This is a genomic window from Nostoc sp. (assembly GCF_041747015.1).
Lineage (GTDB): Bacteria > Cyanobacteriota > Cyanobacteriia > Cyanobacteriales > Nostocaceae > Nostoc.
This window is the reverse complement of the sequence record NZ_JBGTFY010000050.1, coordinates 1-18,437: the sequence shown is the minus strand read 5'-3', so window position 1 is coordinate 18,437 and position 18,437 is coordinate 1. Positions and strand designations below refer to the sequence as shown.

Annotated in this window: 14 protein-coding genes, 1 pseudogene and 1 CRISPR repeat array; of the genes and pseudogenes, 9 read left to right on the top strand and 6 right to left on the bottom strand. The window is 42.4% G+C overall.

Going from position 1 to position 18,437, the window contains the following annotated elements; translation table 11 throughout:
- Complete coding sequence (locus tag ACEW80_RS03800; protein WP_373525313.1) at positions 1-1,278, bottom strand: CCA tRNA nucleotidyltransferase; 1,278 nt, start codon at positions 1,276-1,278, stop codon at positions 1-3.
- Positions 1,279-1,364: 86 nt separating this feature from the next.
- Here ACEW80_RS03800 and ACEW80_RS03795 point away from each other — a divergent pair, with 86 nt between their 5' ends.
- The 4 genes from ACEW80_RS03795 to dnaB all read left to right on the top strand — a co-directional run bounded on the left by ACEW80_RS03795 (position 1,365) and on the right by dnaB (position 7,948).
- Complete coding sequence (locus tag ACEW80_RS03795; RefSeq protein ID WP_373525312.1) at positions 1,365-1,613, top strand: Ycf34 family protein; 249 nt, start codon at positions 1,365-1,367, stop codon at positions 1,611-1,613.
- A 305-nt stretch (positions 1,614-1,918) separates the two neighbouring features.
- Positions 1,919-2,249: direct repeats of the CRISPR family, unit length 30 nt; unit sequence TCAATCACTTCCCCTCACGGGGATGGAAAC.
- Positions 2,250-2,691: 442 nt separating this feature from the next.
- On the top strand, positions 2,692-3,120 hold the full coding sequence (locus tag ACEW80_RS03790; protein WP_373525311.1) for a 6-aminohexanoate hydrolase: 429 nt from the start codon (positions 2,692-2,694) through the stop codon (positions 3,118-3,120).
- Between the two features lie 182 nt (positions 3,121-3,302).
- Positions 3,303-3,965 (top strand): tRNA (adenosine(37)-N6)-threonylcarbamoyltransferase complex dimerization subunit type 1 TsaB, encoded by a 663-nt coding sequence (gene tsaB, locus ACEW80_RS03785; RefSeq protein ID WP_373525310.1) that lies wholly within the window; start codon positions 3,303-3,305, stop codon positions 3,963-3,965.
- A 101-nt stretch (positions 3,966-4,066) separates the two neighbouring features.
- Entirely contained in the window at positions 4,067-7,948 is a 3,882-nt protein-coding gene (dnaB, locus tag ACEW80_RS03780) for a replicative DNA helicase (RefSeq protein ID WP_373525309.1), read from the top strand.
- A 118-nt stretch (positions 7,949-8,066) separates the two neighbouring features.
- Here the strand turns inward: dnaB and ACEW80_RS03775 are convergent, their stop codons facing one another.
- Both ACEW80_RS03775 and ACEW80_RS03770 read right to left on the bottom strand, forming a co-directional pair.
- Complete coding sequence (locus ACEW80_RS03775) at positions 8,067-8,588, bottom strand: FKBP-type peptidyl-prolyl cis-trans isomerase (protein ID WP_373525308.1); 522 nt, start codon at positions 8,586-8,588, stop codon at positions 8,067-8,069.
- Positions 8,589-8,667: 79 nt separating this feature from the next.
- Positions 8,668-8,991 carry a phasin family protein gene (locus ACEW80_RS03770; RefSeq protein WP_373525307.1) on the bottom strand — a complete coding sequence of 108 codons (324 nt, stop codon included), beginning with the start codon at positions 8,989-8,991 and terminating at the stop codon, positions 8,668-8,670.
- 134 nt (positions 8,992-9,125) lie between these two features.
- On the opposite strand from ACEW80_RS03770, the pseudogene ACEW80_RS03765 reads away from it, so the two are divergent.
- Positions 9,126-9,435, top strand: a pseudogene (locus ACEW80_RS03765) (TIGR03792 family protein).
- 209 nt (positions 9,436-9,644) lie between these two features.
- Here ACEW80_RS03765 and galE read toward each other — a convergent pair.
- The gene (gene galE, locus ACEW80_RS03760) at positions 9,645-10,640 is read right to left on the bottom strand and encodes a UDP-glucose 4-epimerase GalE (RefSeq protein WP_373525306.1); all 996 of its coding nucleotides are present in this window, start codon (positions 10,638-10,640) and stop codon (positions 9,645-9,647) included.
- Between the two features lie 334 nt (positions 10,641-10,974).
- On the opposite strand from galE, the gene ACEW80_RS03755 reads away from it, so the two are divergent.
- The 3 genes from ACEW80_RS03755 to ACEW80_RS03745 all read left to right on the top strand — a co-directional run bounded on the left by ACEW80_RS03755 (position 10,975) and on the right by ACEW80_RS03745 (position 13,977).
- The gene (locus ACEW80_RS03755; protein WP_373525305.1) at positions 10,975-11,604 is read left to right on the top strand and encodes a hypothetical protein; all 630 of its coding nucleotides are present in this window, start codon (positions 10,975-10,977) and stop codon (positions 11,602-11,604) included.
- A 244-nt stretch (positions 11,605-11,848) separates the two neighbouring features.
- Positions 11,849-13,600, top strand: coding sequence for an ABC transporter ATP-binding protein (locus ACEW80_RS03750; protein ID WP_373525304.1), 1,752 nt, complete (start codon positions 11,849-11,851; stop codon positions 13,598-13,600).
- Between the two features lie 227 nt (positions 13,601-13,827).
- Positions 13,828-13,977 carry a hypothetical protein gene (locus tag ACEW80_RS03745; protein WP_373525303.1) on the top strand — a complete coding sequence of 50 codons (150 nt, stop codon included), beginning with the start codon at positions 13,828-13,830 and terminating at the stop codon, positions 13,975-13,977.
- Positions 13,978-14,078: 101 nt separating this feature from the next.
- Here ACEW80_RS03745 and ACEW80_RS03740 read toward each other — a convergent pair whose 3' ends face one another.
- Positions 14,079-15,590, bottom strand: a complete 1,512-nt coding sequence (locus ACEW80_RS03740; RefSeq protein WP_373525302.1) for a calcium-binding protein — start codon at positions 15,588-15,590, stop codon at positions 14,079-14,081.
- 782 nt (positions 15,591-16,372) lie between these two features.
- Between ACEW80_RS03740 and ACEW80_RS03735 the strand changes: the two genes are divergently transcribed.
- Positions 16,373-18,043, top strand: a complete 1,671-nt coding sequence (locus ACEW80_RS03735; protein WP_373525301.1) for an MBL fold metallo-hydrolase — start codon at positions 16,373-16,375, stop codon at positions 18,041-18,043.
- Positions 18,044-18,082: 39 nt separating this feature from the next.
- Here ACEW80_RS03735 and ACEW80_RS03730 read toward each other — a convergent pair whose 3' ends face one another.
- Positions 18,083-18,394, bottom strand: a complete 312-nt coding sequence (locus tag ACEW80_RS03730; protein ID WP_196514463.1) for a DUF6679 family protein — start codon at positions 18,392-18,394, stop codon at positions 18,083-18,085.
- Positions 18,395-18,437: the final 43 nt, after the last annotated feature.

Sequence of the window (18,437 nt, the reverse complement as noted above, 5' to 3'; positions counted from 1 at the left end):
TTAACCCTCAAGTAACTGACGGGCAAATGCGATCGCTTCTGTTGATGTTGAGACTTTCCCTTCAGCTTGTGCAACAGCAATTTCTGAGAGCAGTTTGCCGATTATTGGCGAAGCCGGAACATCTAATGTTATAATTAATTCCTTTCCGCTGACTAACGGCGTGGGATGAGCAACCAGATCATCAGGGTTTAGGTAGCGGTTGATCAAAGGTGCGTACATAAGCGATCGCAGCTGCTTGTGGCTAGACATCGCCTCTACCAAATTATCAAGTGCTATAGCTAGCACTACCGTAGCGGGAAAAACAATATCTGCGTCATGGAACAAAAAGTACTGTTCTCTCAATGACATATCAGCTACTTGAAACTGCGGTAACACTTTTATAGCAGTGGTAACACCTCGGATTTCGGCACGACTATAGGTTAGTTGCTGTAGCTCTATTTCTGCTAATTCTGGATCTGGGTTAACAAGACAAGTAAGTTTGGCAATACCTAACCAAGTGGTTTTGATGCGATCGCGGATATAATTTTGTAGTTGTGTTCCTAATTGTGGCCAATTTTGAGTAAGTAAGACAGCTGCGTTGTCAACTGCTACTAGTTTAATTAAGCTTTCATGAGTAGCATTTTTGAAGAAAGGGGCAAGTAAACCATCTTCCCAAGCACTTGTTATCCAAGGAGTACCCTGAGAATTTGCCAGCAGATAGCCAATTTCTACCCGAACTCGTTCGGCGGCAACTTTGCTGATATGTGATGCCAACAAACGAATTGCAGCTTGGGTAGCTGGCTCAATAGTAAAACCTAGCTGTGAAGCTTGGCGATAAGCACGCATTAACCGCAAAGGATCATCTTCTAGGTTTGCGGGTGATATCATTCGCAAAATGCCCTGTTGTAAGTCTGCATGACCTTGCAGAGGATCGATGATTTCTTGCGTATGCGGATTATAGGCGATCGCATTGACTGTAAAATCCCGTCTGTGCAAGTCAACTTCTAAACTATTTCCTTCCTGTTGGGCAAAGTCAGCTGTAGCATAAGGAAAAACCACACGGGCAATTTGTCGTTCTCGATCAAGTAATACAAAACCAGCATTATAATAATGAGCGATCGCTCTGGCAACTTTTACCGCGTTAGATGGTATAACAAAATCTAAATCTAGGTATTCACGAGTTCTGCCCAGGATGGCATCCCGGACAGCGCCACCTACCATGTAAGCAGGTTGTGGCAGCCATTCCAAGCTAAAAGGCCAATTTTCGGGAGCTAGGGTAGAAGAAATTGATTCAGGCATTGTAATAAAAATCAACCCAGCAACTCATGAATAACAGTTGGGCTTAAGTTAGATTAACAATAAAGGCGTCTGGAGTTGGTTCTATTATGTGTATTTGCGTGAACTGCCACTATGTAGACAGCTGTTTTACCTATCATGCCGTTGAAGGGCAGCACCAACAGCCTCACTTAACTGAAACACCAAATTTTGACCCGAATGAACCTTCTATCAATGTCAACATTCGGACTCAAGAGGATGTAATTGAAATGGAATGGGATGTTGTTGGTTGTCTCAGCTTTAAGCGGGAAATGGGCAAATGGTCGAAGTTGCGTCCTGGTGAATTAGTGCCGACTTGACAATTTGACAGTAGTATGTTATTTTCATGCACATTAATAACAGAACCTTGACAATTGAATCACAAGTTTTTTAGTTAAAGCAAAAGTATTTATTTTGACTTTGCACACGTAAGTTTTGCGAGGGGGTATAGCGATCGCTCAAACCCTGATTCTTTCGTTGACCCCCTCGACAAGCTGCTGTGTAAGCGTTTGAGCGGATGTACTATTCATTTTTGTCAATAATTTAGGCTTATTGACAAATAAATTAGACCCCCTCGAAAATGACCCTTGAAGACCAGTCACAGTAAGGGTTGTAGAAGGGTGGGGTTTACTCAATCACTTCCCCTCACGGGGATGGAAACTATTCTTTGTCAGCAGGTTGAACTAAAGAAGTTTTACCGTTTACTCAATCACTTCCCCTCACGGGGATGGAAACGTTCCATAGCAAGAGTGAAGCAATCACTGAGCTTACAGTTTACTCAATCACTTCCCCTCACGGGGATGGAAACGGGTTAGCAAAGAAAACATTGATTAGCTTTTCGCAAGTTTACTTCAATCACTTCCCCTCACGGGGATGGAAACATGATTAGGGTTTTGGACTTGGCAGCAGCTTCAAACTCAGTTTATTCAATCACTTCCCCTCACGGGGATGGAAACCTTTTAGATTCTTCAAAAGTACACATTAATTTAGTAGAGTTTTTGGCTTTGCATAAATGCGGGATGATTTTAGAAATTTTCCTTTGCGTCTTTGCGCCTTTGCGTGAGACATTCATCCCTAGATTAAGCAACGCTGAGTTTTTCAATCACTTATCCTGGAACTAGCTAATCTCGATTGTCGTCACCAGGGCAAATCTCCGAATTGATCAGAGGCTAATATATCATACAGATGGGGATAAAGATGGGCGGCAAGAGAATTTTTAAGCATCCCACAACTAACAAAAGTTATTCTTAGGAAGGCGAGAAGGCGATCCGGAAAACGAACCGCAGAGGACGCAGAGATCACGGAGGAATGAGAGTTTGAGAGGGTTTTTGCGTAGTCCTATTAGGGAGGCGAGAAGGCGATCGTATAATATAAAGAAGCCAACCAAGAGAAAACAGTATGACCAACGCACAGCGACTAGACAATGTAGAAGATGAACTAGAAACTGTTAAGCAGTTGCTAGTGTCTACTGCCAGCTACGGAGAATCAACAAGCAGACGGCTTGACCAGTTAAGCATAAAACAAGACCGTACCCAAGCTCACCTTGACGAGACAGGGGTAAAAGTTGATCAACTTTCTGATAGGGTTGATAGTTTTATCACTCACACGCAACGCCTGTTTACAAAGACAGACAGTGAGATAGAGGAAACAAAGGCACGAACTGAACGATTAGAAGCACTCATGATAAGGCTTGACCGAAATTATGAGGAACAAAAATCTCAGTTTCAGGAGTTTAAACTTACTACGGGTGCTGCCTTAGAGCGAATTGACCGAATTTTAGACTATTTACTGAGACAGCAAGGCGGTAATCCAAATCACCCATCCTAGCTGCGATCGCTTACAAACCTTGCAACAAGACCGATTGATTGTTACTTAACTGATTTATTACTTTTTAATTATTCAGTAAAACCTGATAAAGGTAGTCGATTATACTTCTAAATTAAGAACCGCGATGTTATATGCTTGAATAAATCACGTTAACTCTATAAAAATAGATATTTTAATTAACTTTGACCACAGAACTAAAACACCTCACAACCACAAAATACGCTTTATCACTGCACACCACCACTCCCGAATTAGGACTAGCAATTAGTAATTTTGCAGGCGAGACTCGCTCTCAAGTTTGGAATTTGGGACGTGATTTATCTAGCTTACTACATCAATATTTAACTGAATTTATCAAACCCCAAACTTGGGCAGATTTGTCTTATATCGCAGTTGCAAAAGGCCCTGGCGGCTTTACAGGAACTCGCATTGGCGTTGTCACTGCTCGTACTTTGGGACAACAATTAGATATTCCTGTATTTGCGATTTCAACTTTAGCGGCGGTAGCTTGGTCAGAAGCAGGCAAAAGTCAAAATCCAAAAACTATTGCTGTGGAAATGCCAGCACAACGGGGTCAAATTTTTACTGCTATTTATCAGCTTGAGCCAGATGCCTCTGGACTAAGAGCGTGTTTGCCAGATACAGTTATGACACCAGAAGCATGGCAGGAAACTTTAGTTAATTGGAATACCAGTTATCAGCTAATTCAAGCCCAATCTGGGTTAGCAGCGACGGTGACGAGTATCTTGGAACTAGCTAATCTCGATTGGCAACAGGGTAAATCTCCTAATTGGTCAGAGGCTTTGCCATATTATGGGCAACATCCAGTAGATTTTGGACTATAAGAGTAATAGCGAAATTCTGATCGCAAATCCGTCTTGGAAAGTTCTGAGCGAAGGAAGCCGACACTCAGACTTGCCGCACAATCTTAAAACTACAATTGTTTATGGCTGAAGAACTAAGTTTTCAAGGCGATGGTAGCGATGCCTACGGCGGTAAACTACGCCTACCACCGCAAAATATTGAGGCGGAAGAAGCGATTTTGGGCGGTATTTTACTAGATCCAGAAGCGATCAGTCGAGTTAGCGATCGCCTCCTTCCCGAAGCTTTTTACATCAGCGCTCACAAAGATATTTATCAAGCAACCGTGAGGCTCCATACTCAGGGTAAAGCCACAGATTTACTCTCAGTCACAAGTTGGCTAACTGACAATGATATGCTTGCCCGCATTGGTGGGAGAAATAAGTTAGCAACTCTGGTGGACCGCACAGTGTCGGCTGTAAACATCGACGCCTTAGCAGGGTTAGTGATGGACAAATACCTGCGACGGCGCTTAATAAAAGCTGGTAATGAAATTGTGCATTTAGGTTACGAGACAGAAACCGAGTTACCACAGGTCTTAGATCAGGCAGAACAGAAAGTCTTTGCCGTTACTCAAGAGCGTCCCCAGTCGGGTCTAGTTCACATTTCTGATACTCTGATTAATAATTTCCAGGATATTGAAGATCGAAATCAAGGCATCGCCTTACCTGGTATTCCCTGCGGATTTTACGATTTAGATGCTATGACCAGCGGCTTTCAGCGTTCTGATTTGATTATTGTCGCTGGTCGGCCATCAATGGGGAAATGCCTAAGTTTTGATTCTGAAATTGTCCTTGGAGATGGACAAATCACCACAATTGAACAATTATATAACCAACGTTGTAGCTCGTTATTGACGTTGAACAACGATTGGAAATTTAGCTTTACCCAACCATCTGCTTTTGTGGATGATGGCATTAAACCAGTTTTTCGGGTAACAACTCGGTTAGGTCGAACTATTGAAACTACAATCACCCATCCGTATTTAACTATTAAAGGCTGGCAAAGGCTAGAAAATCTGAAAGTTGGTGATAAAATCGCTGTCCCGCGAAAAATCGATGTATTTGGTACAAAAACTATCCGTGAGTGCGAAGTCAAGTTATTAGCTTATTTAATTGGCGATGGTGGATTAACTAACTGCAATCCACGATTTACAAATGGGAATCCATTACTACAAGCCGATTTTTCGCAAGCAGTTGCGGATTTTGGTGGTTTAAAAGTGCGTTGGGAAACTTCTCAAGGAAAACGTACACCATCACTTTGTGTTCGAGGAGATTTAGAATTTATTACTATTCAAAGACAGGTTTTTGCTGAAAGTTTTAAACTAGCGATTCAATCGCAGTCATTGACAGGAAAAGAAATAAGTCAATTAGTTGGAGTCAGCCCTACTTTACTTTGCGCTTGGAAGCAAGGAGTGTGTGTACCAAATTTAGAAACCTTTGAGCTATTATGCGAAAATTTACAATTAGAGTCAGAAAAGTTTGTCTCTCATCGACTTGCTTGCATGAGCAAATCTCGGAAGAATTCGCTGACACTTTGGTTAGAAGAACTAGGTTTGTGGGGCAAAAATGCTCATGATAAGACTATCCCACCAATTATTTTTCAATTAGAGCGATCGCAAATAGCTTTATTCCTTAATCGTCTCTTTGCTACAGATGGATGGGCTACGGTGCTTACTAGCGGTCAAGCCCAGTTAGGTTATGCGACAGTCAGTGAGAAACTAGCAAGACAAATCCAACATCTTTTATTAAGATTTGGCATCATTGCCTCTCTGAGAAAGCGGTTTGTCAAGTATAATAACACTCGCAGACCAGCGTGGCAATTAGATATTACTGATGCCTTATCTATCAAAACTTTTATTGCAGAAATAGGTATCTTTAGTAAAGAAGAAGCAATAGCAAAAGTTGCAGATGCAATATCTCAAAAGAGATATCAAACTAATCTTGACTTGATCCCTGTAGAGATTTGGGAACAAATAGCAGCAGCAAAAGGTAATGAAACTTGGAGTAGTTTAGCTAGACGGGCTCTTATTCAAGGCTATACAAATCTGCATGTTGGTAAACGTGCCTTAAAGCGGGAAAGACTTTGGATACTAGCCACAGCAATAGAAAATTTACCACTTCAACAGTTAGCAACTAGTGATGTTTATTGGGATGAAATAGTTGCGATTGAGTCGATGGGAAACAAGCAAGTTTATGACTTAACAATTCCAGAAACACATAATTTTGTTGCCAATGATATTTGTGTTCACAATACGGCCTTTTGCTTAAACTTAGCTCATAATATCGCGGCTTCTTATAAATTACCAGTTGCTATTTTCAGCTTGGAAATGTCCAAAGAGCAACTGACGCAACGTCTATTAGCTAGTGAAGCACAAATTGAAAGTGGTTATCTGCGGACTGGACGCCTCATTCAAACCCAGTGGGAACCTTTAAGCCGTGCTATTGGTGTCCTCTCTGAGATGCCAATTTATATTGAAGATACGCCGAATATTACAGTTACACAAATGCGGAGTCAGGCAAGACGACTGCAAGCAGAACAGGGAACATTGGGTTTGATTGTCATAGATTACTTGCAATTAATGGAAGGAGCAGGTGATAATCGCGTACAAGAATTATCAAAAATTACACGTCAACTTAAAGGTTTAGCGCGTGAATTATCTGTACCAGTTATTGCCCTATCTCAGTTAAGTCGAGGGGTGGAATCACGTACTAACAAGCGTCCGATGTTGTCAGATTTGAGAGAGTCGGGTGGTTTAGCAGGCGATAGTCTGGTGACATTAGCAGATACCGGGCTGCAAGTACCAATTATGGAATTAGTAGGTAAATCTGGTTTTGCAGTTTGGGCGTTGAATGAAGCTACAATGCAGCTAGAAAAGGCAATTGTTAGCAATGCTTTTTCCACAGGTACGAAGCCTCTGTTTACTTTAACAACTCGATTGGGTCGAAAAATCCGTGCCACAGGTAATCACAAGTTTTTAACAATTAATGGCTGGAAAAGACTTGATGAATTAACTCCTAAAGAACATCTATGTTTACCAAGACATCTCCCCAGTCTTGGTAAACAAACCATGACTTATGCCGAAGTTGCATTATTGGGGCATTTAATTGGTGATGGGTGTACATTGCCGCGTCATGCCATACAGTACACTACCAGAGAGATAGATTTAGCTCAGAATGTTGCTTTCTTGGCAACAGAAGTTTTTGGAGATTCAATTGTTCCTAGAATTTCACCTGAACGTCGCTGGTATCAAGTTTACTTGTCCGCAGCACAACGTCTAACTCATAGTGTGAGAAATCCAATAGCTAAATGGCTAGACTCTCTCGATGTTTTTGGTTTAAGGTCTTATGAAAAATTTGTACCTCAAGATGAGTTATTTATTCAAAACGTTCGAGCAGTAGGAGAATATAAGCTAGGTTCATTGCAACAAATTGCTGAACACCTTGAAAGCTGCATTTATAACACTAACAGAGATATAATTCCCAAAGATGTTTGGAAAACACAAGTTGTACCTGCAATGCAATCTGTTGGCTTGACCACACGGCTATTACATTCCTCTATTGGAGTTTCGTATTGTGGCTCTACTCTTTACAAGGTAAATTTAAGTCGAGAAAGGGCTTTAAAAGTCGGTAACGTTGTTCAATCATCTAAACTGGTTACTCTTGCCAAAAGTGATGTTTATTGGGACGAGATACTTTCAACTGAATATAGTGGCGAGGAAGAAGTCTTTGACCTCACTGTTCCTGGTTTGAATAACTTTGTTGCCAATAATATTATTGTTCACAATTCCATTGAACAAGACGCGGATTTAGTAATCATGTTGTACCGCGATGAATATTACTCGCCCGATACTCCCGATCGCGGGATTGCAGAAGTTATTATATCTAAACACCGCAACGGACCGACAGGTACTGTGAAACTTTTGTTCAATCCACAGTTTACAAAGTTTCAAAATCTCAAAATTTAGCTAGATAAAATAATTATTGAAATAGTAATTTTTTGATAGAGCATTACAAGGTTATAAATTAAAGATCAGGAATTGGGGATTGGGAAGAATTTAATCCCCAGTTTCCAATCCCTAATTCCTACTTAACTCCTAGCAATTCCACGTCAAAATGCAGAATGGCGTTAGGTGGAATCACGCCACCGGCACCACGAGCGCCATAGCCTAACTCTGGGGGGATGATTAACTGACGCTGACCGCCTACTTTCATCGTGCTAAGTCCTTCGTCCCAACCTTTGATTACCTGCCCAAGTCCGATTTTAAAGTCGAAGGGTTGGCCGCGATCGCGGGAACTATCAAACTTAGTACCATCTTCTAAAGTGCCGGTGTAGTGAACCTCAACTGTTTGTCCACTTTTAGGAGTCGCCCCAGTTCCTTCTTTTACCTCGACGTACTTCAATCCAGAGGGGGTAGTTACAACATTAGCATCAGACATAGTATCGCTCGCAATTAGAGTATTATTTTCAGTTACAGTTGTAGGCGCTGGAGACGTTTGGGTTAATTGGGAAGCAATGGCAGTAGTCTGTTTACCGCCTACTTGCCCCACAACCAACAGCGCAACACATACTAGCATGAACACCACGCTGAGAAAAATTGCTTTCAAAATCAGTTCTCCCTACTTTTGGTAGTCTGGCAAAAAGATTACTAACAGAACATAATTAGTTTAAATCAGAAAGGACATTCTAACGCCAAAGCTTATTTTCCAAATCGCGCAGTTGACGTTCTAAACGGTCAATTCTACCCCGCAGTTCGTCTACCTCCGACTGGCGAGCTACCCCCAAATCCTGCATCATATTTCGCATTTGCCGTTGCATTTGGGCATCCAAATTTCCCTGCTCCGACTTTAGCTGCTGGGCAATATCATCTATAACCGCCTTGGCTTGCTCAGGATTGAGTTTACCGTCTTTAACTAAATCATCGCTGACTTGCCGCAGTTTTTCTCCTACCAAGGACGTTGTGCCAAGACCTACCATCATTAGCTGTTGCAACCAGTTGTTGCTGTCCATACTTCCTTCCTCTTACTTATTTCAAACGAGCTAACCTTGTGACTGAGTGTACGCAATCAAACTATACTAAAAGCGTAGTTATTCTAGCCTACATCTCTATTTTGGCAAATTAAGAAACACAGGGTTCAAAGGGTCTGGTTATAGAACTCTTCAAATTTAAGGTTGCCCCGGATTTAGGTGAAGATTTTATCCAGAAGGACGCACAAATTTGGACAACAGCGCTGGTTGAATCTCCTGGATTTATCGGCAAAGAGGTTTGGATCAGCCCTAATAGACTATACAGAAGTTATCTTGATCATTCGTTGGGCAACGCTGGAGCAGTGGAAAGCCAACGCTGGAGCAGATTTGCAGACTATTGAAGACAAATTTATCCAAGCATTGAGAGAATCTTATTCAATAGTGGATTCAGCAAAGTATCAAGTACGGAAATTTCCCCATTTGTAGGTGAAAGATTACTCTCAACTCATAGGGGTGCATAACTGTGCGTTAGTGTCTCCATTTTTTAAACCATAATCCGCAGATATTAAAGCAAATTTAATAATTATGAATTTGGAAAACCTAAAAGCTGAAATGATTATCTATCAATCATTTCAGCTTTTTTCAAGATCAGCAGTTGGCTGGGTACGGTGTAAATAAGTCAACTGCAACTTTTATCAGTGTCGCTGTTGATGCCATTGCCACGCATGAGCGACAATATCTTTAATGGATGGATACTGAGGTTGCCAGCCTAAGATTGTTCTGGCTTTCTCGCTGGTGCCAATGAGAATTGGGGGATCGCCAGGACGGCGATCGCGTTCCTCTACTGGTATCGAAATTCCTGTCACCTCTTCGGCAGCTGCAATTACTTCTCTAACAGAAAAGCCGCTGCCATTGCCTAAGTTAAAAACTTCGCTATCACTACCTTTTAACAAATATTCCAATCCCAAAATATGGGCATCTGCTAAGTCGTTAACGTGAATATAATCACGAATACCAGTACCATCGGGTGTAGGGTAATCAGTGCCGAAAATTGAGATAAATTCTCGTTTGCCTAAAGCTGTCATCAGCACTAAGGGAATCAAATGAGTTTCTGGGTTGTGATCCTCACCCAGTAAGCCACTAGGATTAGCACCAGCAGCATTAAAATAGCGGAAACAGACTGATTTAAAACCGTAAGCAACATCAAAATCAGAGAGAATCCGCTCTACCATCAGCTTTGTAGCGCCATAGGGATTAATCGGATTTTGGGGATGAGTTTCTGGAATGGGTACAAATTCCGGCACTCCGTAGGTGGCACAAGTAGAAGAAAAGACAAATTTATTCACAGATGCCGTCAGCATCGCTTCTAATAGAGTTAAAGTACCAAGGACGTTATTGCGGTAATATTTGGCCGGGTCAGTCACCGATTCTCCCACGTAGGCATAGGCAGAAAAGTGCATCACAGCAGCAATATCGCGGGTTTTAAATAGCTGATCGAGTAAGTTGCGATCGCCTGTATCCCCTACTATAAGTTCTACCTGTAAAACCCTTTCTACTAGGTCACGATGCCCATAAACCAGATTATCAAGTATAACAACGTTATAACCCGCTTGCTTGAGAGCAAGCACCGTATGAGAACCAATATATCCAGCTCCCCCCGTTACTAAGATGGTAGATTTTCCAGGCGACATAGTTTTTCCTTTTAACTTGACAACTACTCAATTAATTTAGTTTACTGGTGCCACATTACTCATCTGAAAAATTATAAATAATGGACGCAGGGTTAAAAAATTGCACTAAAATCACTACGACGGTAGTCTTTCGATGTGAGGTGTGAGGTATTTAAAGTCAAACGGTGCAATTACAATTTGACCATAAAATAAATCCCTTTCCCGAAACCTCTAGACTAGCCCTAAGGGGTGACGCTCCTACGTTGCTACCACTAACAAGATAGCCAGTTGTTTTATGCAGGGCAACCCGTCTACCACACTGGCTCAATGCACCAGAAAATTTGAGAGTTAATCTATGTTTCTATTGCTAAGTCGGGTACTGCTGTGGCTGCTAATTGGGACTATTGTATATTCTCTGTTCCAACGATTTTATCCCTCTGGAAGTTTTGTCGGGCGATTAATCTTAGTGGTCATGTTGATAATCGTAGCCCTATCATTTCTTAACCCCAGTGAACCAGGTGTAGCGTCGTTGTGGAGAATGATGTCTTTTCCACTCAAACCTCTAGGAGCCTCTGTTTTAATGATGATTTTTGCAGCTCAGAGAATCAAAGGAGGTGGGATAGACAAACCAGGAGGATACTTGGTGGGTTGGGCACTAACGATTTTGCTGTTGGCAAGTACACCAGCAGTCGCTTATTTCCTTTATAGAGCACCTCTAGCAATGGTAGGTGAAACCTATGTAGCAACTGCTGCACCAACATCTGGGACACTGACAGCGAACATCTCAGATGTGAAGAGCGATCGCATTCTTTCTTATAATTTGAGAGTACCTCCCTACCTATTACAAGGAAATCCTCAAGATATTCGCATACGCGGTTTACGACTTGAAGACTTTGTACCTAATGCGGAAACGCTGCTATTAACAACGAGAACTTGGGAAAGTTATCTCGGTGAACTTTACAGGTTTTTGCGTGTTCAGCGCTAGTAAGAGGGGTAAGGGGTAAAGGGTTGAATTAGCTCGCCCACCATACCTGCATAGCTTTTTAGCGTTCGTCTGAACGTCTTTGCACTGAGCGAACGAAGCCGAAGTGAGCTTGTCGAACTGTCACGCCGGAGCCTTCCCCATTCCCTTTCTTTACAAGCTGAATTTACAAGTTATATTCCATATACATAGCTGCCTTCTTGAACTAGCAGTTAATCTAGGATGATAAAGTAGCAAAATTGCTTTAATGGCAAAATCTCGACGAATTGCTAAACTCATTGCTTACCTACGACCCCATTGGCGGGAGGCTTCTTTAGGCATTCTCGCTTTGTTCTCTGTCAATGCTCTGGGCGTTTATATCCCTTGGTTGATTCGTGCTGGTATTGAGAAACTCTCGACAACCTTCACCTGGGATCAAATACTACATTATGTAGTAATCATTATCTTGCTCAGTTCAGCAATGTGGCTAATGCGGATGGCATCACGCATTTGGCTATTTGGGGTGGGGCGTCAGGTGGAATTTGACCTGAAACAACGGATTTTTGAACACTTACTCAAGCTGGAGCCGGCTTATTTTGCCAGTAATACTGCTGGCGATTTGATTAATCGGGCTACCAGTGATGTGGACAATATCAAGCGGTTATTGGGTTTTGCGGTTTTGAGTTTGGCAAATACGGTGTTTGCCTACGCGCTGACACTGCCAGTAATGCTAGCGATTAGTGTGGATCTGACACTAGCCTCCCTGGCAGTGTACCCTTTTATGCTTTTGTTGGTGAGTTTATTTAGCGATCGCTTACGCAAACAACAAACAGCAGTCCAAGAGCAACTCTCTGACATTAGCGAACTCATCCAAGAGGATATCAGTGGCATTGCCTTAATTAAAATCTATGCCCAAGAAGCAAACGAGCGTCGAGCTTTCGCTAAAAAAAATCAGCAGCTATTGACTGCTAACCTGGAACTGGCAAAAATCCGAAATGCACTGTTTGCGCTCATTGGTGGACTAGCTAATGTCAGTTTACTGGTAATCTTCTGGCTCGGTACGGTGCGGATGTCTTCTGGTACTCTTAAAGTTGGCGACTTTTTAGTATTGTTAATTTATGTAGAGCGTCTAGTTTTCCCCACTGCCATTTTAGGATTCACAATTACCGCCTACCAACGAGGTGAAGTTAGCATTGACCGCCTTGAATCTATTCTCTCTGTCACACCAAAAATTCAAGACACAGCCGATGCCATGCATTTACCAGTGGCAGAAATTAAAGGAGAATTGATAGCCAAAAATCTCACCTACACTTACCCTGGTGCCACTACTTCAGCTTTAGCAAATATTAACTTTATTATTGCTCCTGGAGAAACTGTGGCAATTGTTGGGGCAATTGGTTCTGGTAAATCTACTTTGGCGAATGCTTTGCCGCGCTTGTTGGATATTGAACCAGGACAATTGTTTTTAGATGGGCTGGATATTACCAAGCTGGCCTTAGCAGATTTACGAGGTGCGATCGCTTATGTTCCTCAAGATAGCTTTCTATTTGGCACTACAATCAAAAATAATATTCGCTATGGTGATCCAGTTAGCGAACAAGAGCAAGTAGAATCTGTCGCTAAACTCGCTCAAATCGAGTCAGAAATTCGCAATTTTCCCCAGCAATACGAAACTCTTGTGGGTGAACGCGGTATCACTCTTTCTGGTGGTCAGCGGCAACGTACTGCCTTGGCTAGGGCGATGCTGGTCAATGCTCCAGTGTTAATTTTGGATGATGCCCTCTCCAGTGTAGATAATCAAACAGCTACACAAATCCTTAAAAATCTCTCCAGTGGTAATGTACGCAAAACAGTAATTTTCATTACCCATCAATTATCGGCGGCGGCGGCTGCTGACCGAATTTTTGTGATGGAAAAAGGAAGAATTGTCGAGACAGGCAATCACTTACAACTGTTGCAACAACAGGGTTTATATAGAACTTTGTGGAGCCAACATCAAGTTGAGGAATTATTGCACTAGTACAACATTTAATATTAAAGACAATTCCTTATGAAGCTTGTATAATTTTTGATTACAATATCTGACAAATTACCTCTGTTCAAAATTTTTTTAACGTGATTTTGTGAGATTTAATTTTTATTATCAATAAACCAATTTTATTGATAATGAACTGGGAAAAATTACCGTTGTTTCAGTGTTTTTACTGATACTATCAGTTTGATCAAGTTTTTAAGGTAAGAGGATGAATGAACAAGTGGTTGGCTGTGATTTTAGGCACTTCTAGATCCCCCCTAACCCACGCCAGATGCTTCTCCTTGCCGGAGACGCTGCGCGTAGCTTGCTTCCCCGAAGGGGTACAAGTCGGCAAAGCCGCCCAACGCACTGGCTCCCCTTAAAAAAGGGGGGAAACCTCTCTCAAAATCCCCCTTCTTTAAGGGGGATTTAGGGGGATCTCAAAGTATTTGCTACCAAGAAGAAGACTTGTTCATTCATCCTCTTAGACAAATTGAATATCACTCAGGCTATAGTTATTGGCGAGGATTGCGATCGCATCAAAACGAGGTAATATCAAAGAAGAGTCGATAGTCTTTTCTGTTGTATCTAACGAAACACCAAAACTCAAGGAATCGATCGCACCATTGTTTTTGATGATCTCGTTAACAGCTGAGTCTAACTGAGGGTCATTTATATCTTGACTGCTCAATGTATCGTTCGTGATTACCCCAAACGGAGAGCCGACAGCAATGTAGTTGCTACCAAAAATATAGTTTTCAAGTTTTTTCAGTTGGATTGTATCTTGTCCTGTCTGAAAATCTCCAATAAAAGCGAAGTCATTAAGACCAAAAAATCCTCCACCTCCTACATAGTAAGGATTTTTTTCATCTCCAATCACAAATGTATCTGGGTCAGCACCACCGGTTAGGATATCTATCTCCTTTATCCCTGGTTGAACACTTGCAGTATCAACACCAACTAAAGTGTCTTTACCATTAAGACCTGAGAGTTGGTCATTACCCTTTCCACCTTTGAGCAAGTTATTGGCTGAGTCGCCGATAATGGTGTCGTTTTGTGAAGTGCCAGTAACGTTGACAAAGTTCTGAACTTTAAAAGTTAAAGCACCCAATCCTGGAACACCATTAACAATCAGGCTATTGGTTGACAGATTCACATTGAATGATGTTGTTGTACTTGTGCCCGTAGAACCATCAATAGCATTGGCTTGTCCTGTCGCCCCAATAATGGTTTCAATGTTTAGGATCTGATCTTTCCCAGAGAAACTCTTGTTCACGATACCAACAGCTTCGAGACTAATAGCATTACCTAATCCGCTATAGTCAGCCGTATCAACTCCAGTACTTCCATCTATGAGGTCATTACCAGTTCCTCCGATTAAGATGTCATCGCCGCTACCGCCCTCTACAATATCGTTCCCATCTCCACGACGAGAGCCGAAAATTGCACTTTTGCTGCCTCCACCAATCACATCATCACCATCACCACCGCGGACAATATCATTTCCATTGCCTCCCAAGATTTGATCATTGCCGTTTCCACCTTCGAGCAAGTTATTGGCTGAGTCGCCAATAATAGTATCGTTTTGGGAAGTGCCAGTAACGTTGACAAAGTTCTGAACTTTAAAAGTCAAAGCTCCCAATCCGGGAACACCATTGACAATCAGACTGTTGGCTAACAGGTTGACATCCAATGATGTTGTACCTGTGCCTATAGAACCATCAATAGCATTGGCTAGTCCTTTCGCCCCAATGATCGTCTCTATCTCTAATATCTGATCCTTACCAGCTTTGCCTTTGTTGACAATACCAGCAGCTTCTAGAGTCACAGCCTGACCCAGTTCGCTGTAGTCAGCTGTATCGGTTTCAGATCCTCCTACAAGTGTGTCATTGCCGATGCTACCGATAATGCGATCGCTTCCCGCAAGACCAAGTACAATATCATCCAAGGAAGTGCCGATTAGGACATCATCAAAGCGAGTGCCAATGATTAACATATATTACTGATGTTGAAATTTTTATAACATTAGCAGCAATACCTTATTCAATAGGTTTAGAGCGGGTTAAGGGTTATCAAATCTTCTCTTTTAACCTTTTCCCTCTAATATTTAACGTCTGTACAAGGGTTTCAGGTAAAGCATCACTAATTTACCCTGATGTCTATTCTAGATGAGGCTTTTTACATCTGGAACGATGGACAGCTTGACCGAAAAGTTCTACAATCTGACTGATTGCGATAAATTTACTTATTGCCCAATCTACATAAGCATAGTAAAGATTTTCTAGTGATTGCGTTAGATTGCAGAAGCACTAAATTAATATAAGAAAGTCTTTTACCAAGGGCAGCAAACAAATGGATGTAAAGCTGATTCTAGCTGGATTAACAGTTATATTTACGCTTTCGTGCCTATTTTTTGGCACGAAAAATGGATTCTATGACTCAGATGACTATCACGGCAATGGCTCTGCACATTGAGATAAATCTGTAGACACTTGGGCTACTTTCCATAAGGTGAGTTGGCTAAGATAGCTCAGAACTTGCAAAGGGAAAATAACAAGAGGCATCCTTTAGCTCCTAGTTTGATGGCTTCTCGTTAGCCTACCTTTCCGAACCAGTGCGGGTTCGGTGCAAGCGTCCTCCCCAATCAAAAATCTGTATTCTCAGGGTGTAGGGGCGCACAATAAAACTTACCCCTAAGCCACAAAACCAAAATTTGTGTAACTTTTGGCTTTTGAGATATGTCCATGATGATGAGATTTGAGGGGAGGAGAGGAGAGCATGAGAGATAATCTGTCGGCATCTTCTAAGGTAGATGCTGCGGAAACGGGTACTGAATTAGAATGTTTGCCCTATAGTGTCCAGCATGACGATGAGGGCGTGTGTTTACTGGTGAAGATGGGGCCACACCGCATCCTGTTGGACTGTGGGATGCAGGATATTTCATCGCTAGCTAAGGGTCTTACTAAGTCGGGACGTGGAGCTAATTCGCCTTTCCCAGCAGATTTAGTTTTAATTAGTCATGCTCACCCAGATCACAGCAGAGGCTTACTGGCACTGCATAAAGCTTTTCCAAAGTTACCTATTTATGGTAGTGAGGTAACTAGCAAGTTACTGCCCTTAAATTGGCTAGACCAAGACCCTCAGGAGATTTCCCAATTTTGTCATGCATTACCATTGCGATCGCCTGTGGAATTCCAAGAGGGTCTGGTAGCAGAATTATTTCCCGCAGGGCATCTACCAGGGGCAGTGGCAATTCTCCTTACCTACACCACCCAGCAACGTACTTACAAGCTACTGTATACAGGGGACTTTTTCCTGTCAAACTCTCGGCTAGTAGAAGGTTTGCGTTTAGAGGAATTGCGGGGATTAAATTTGGATGTGCTGATCATTGAAGGCAGTTATGGCACATCCCGTCATCCCCATCGCCGCACCCAAGAAAATCAACTAGCAGAGCGAATTAATCGAGCGATCGCTGACCATTGCTCTGTAATTTTTCCCACCTCGGCTTTAGGATTGGGTCAAGAACTATTAATGCTCTTACGGTCACATCACCACTTCACCGGACGAGATTTAGATATTTGGGTAGATGGTGCTGTTGCCACTGGGTGCGATGCGTACCTAGAACTGTTACCTCACCTCCCGCCATCCGTGCAGAATTTCGCCCGCCATCAACCCTTGTTTTGGGATGAACGAGTACGTCCCCGTGTGCGTCGTTTACAGCCAGAACATCGTGCCAGTTTGGGCAAGTCCCCTTGTATAGTCCTCACGGACTCTACAGATGATTTAGGTGAATACTGCCAATTAGATACTGGCCCTTGGCTAATCCTACTACCAGAAAAAATTGATCCAAAAGTTAAAAAAGAATATTTAGCACCCACCACTGTCGAAATATATCTCCTAGCTCAACATAGTGATGGCCCTGGTACTACACAACTAATTCATAATTTGCGACCCCAACACGTGATTTTTGTTCACGGTTCTCCTGCCTACTTGGCAGACTTGACTAGCTTAGAGGAGTTGCAAAACCGTTACCATGTGCATTCCCCCTCGGCTGACACTTTAGTAGAACTGCCCATCGGCGATACATTTTTACAACCGGCAGCACCAGAGACTAACTACGAAGGCGAACTTACAGAGTTGGGAACAGTAATCACCATCACCTTACCGGATGTGATTACTGCTGATCCGCGTTGGCGGCAGTTTGCCGATACTGGTTTAGTCGAAGCTCGTTGGCAAGGGGAAGAACTGGTATTACGGGGATTGTCTCAACGAGAACTGCTCAACCAAAATAGCGATCGCTATACATGGATCGATGTAGACTGTTGTGGTACTTGCCGACACCAAAGGGGGCAGAGGTGTTGGAACCGAGTTTCCCCATTGTATAACTTTAAAGTAACTTTAGAAGGTTACTGTCCTGCCTTTGAAGGTTTGTCTAGCCCTGAGTCCTGAGTCCTGAGTTAGGATTTATTACTCAGTACTCAGCACTGATTATTCGGGATTTGAATCAGTGTAATGATTGCGGATGCGCTCCGCTTCAGGACAGTCTTCAGTCATCAGAGGTTCCACGTTACCGCGTGGTACTGAAGCCAATTTTTGCGTTACAGCACCAATGCTCTCGAGGCGAACCATTTCTTCCCAAGAACAAACTTCGTCCTCTTCTTCTGTTTCATAGCGTAGGGTCACTAAATCCCCCTCTATATCGATGATGCGGGCGCGTTCAATCCAGCGTTGCTGGTCCCGCAAGAAAACACATACCTCGCGCCCATCGCAACACAGTTGATAAATCTTGCGGTGTAGCATGTATTGTTTCTGCCTTTTTAAACAACGTAGTTAAACCTGTCAA

What these genes read in the sequence shown, in the direction of transcription:
- ACEW80_RS03745 (WP_373525303.1), top strand. Translation starts at nt 13,828, where the DNA reads ATGAACAAGTGGTTGGCTGTGATTTTAGGCACTTCTAGATCCCCCCTA.
- ACEW80_RS03795 (WP_373525312.1), top strand. Translation starts at nt 1,365, where the DNA reads ATGTGTATTTGCGTGAACTGCCACTATGTAGACAGCTGTTTTACCTAT.
- dnaB (WP_373525309.1), top strand. Translation starts at nt 4,067, where the DNA reads ATGGCTGAAGAACTAAGTTTTCAAGGCGATGGTAGCGATGCCTACGGC.
- ACEW80_RS03790 (WP_373525311.1), top strand. Translation starts at nt 2,692, where the DNA reads ATGACCAACGCACAGCGACTAGACAATGTAGAAGATGAACTAGAAACT.
- ACEW80_RS03800 (WP_373525313.1), bottom strand. Translation starts at nt 1,278, where the DNA reads ATGCCTGAATCAATTTCTTCTACCCTAGCTCCCGAAAATTGGCCTTTT.
- galE (WP_373525306.1), bottom strand. Translation starts at nt 10,640, where the DNA reads ATGTCGCCTGGAAAATCTACCATCTTAGTAACGGGGGGAGCTGGATAT.
- ACEW80_RS03770 (WP_373525307.1), bottom strand. Translation starts at nt 8,991, where the DNA reads ATGGACAGCAACAACTGGTTGCAACAGCTAATGATGGTAGGTCTTGGC.
- ACEW80_RS03755 (WP_373525305.1), top strand. Translation starts at nt 10,975, where the DNA reads ATGTTTCTATTGCTAAGTCGGGTACTGCTGTGGCTGCTAATTGGGACT.
- ACEW80_RS03730 (WP_196514463.1), bottom strand. Translation starts at nt 18,394, where the DNA reads ATGCTACACCGCAAGATTTATCAACTGTGTTGCGATGGGCGCGAGGTA.
- ACEW80_RS03740 (WP_373525302.1), bottom strand. Translation starts at nt 15,590, where the DNA reads ATGTTAATCATTGGCACTCGCTTTGATGATGTCCTAATCGGCACTTCC.
- ACEW80_RS03750 (WP_373525304.1), top strand. Translation starts at nt 11,849, where the DNA reads ATGGCAAAATCTCGACGAATTGCTAAACTCATTGCTTACCTACGACCC.
- ACEW80_RS03735 (WP_373525301.1), top strand. Translation starts at nt 16,373, where the DNA reads ATGAGAGATAATCTGTCGGCATCTTCTAAGGTAGATGCTGCGGAAACG.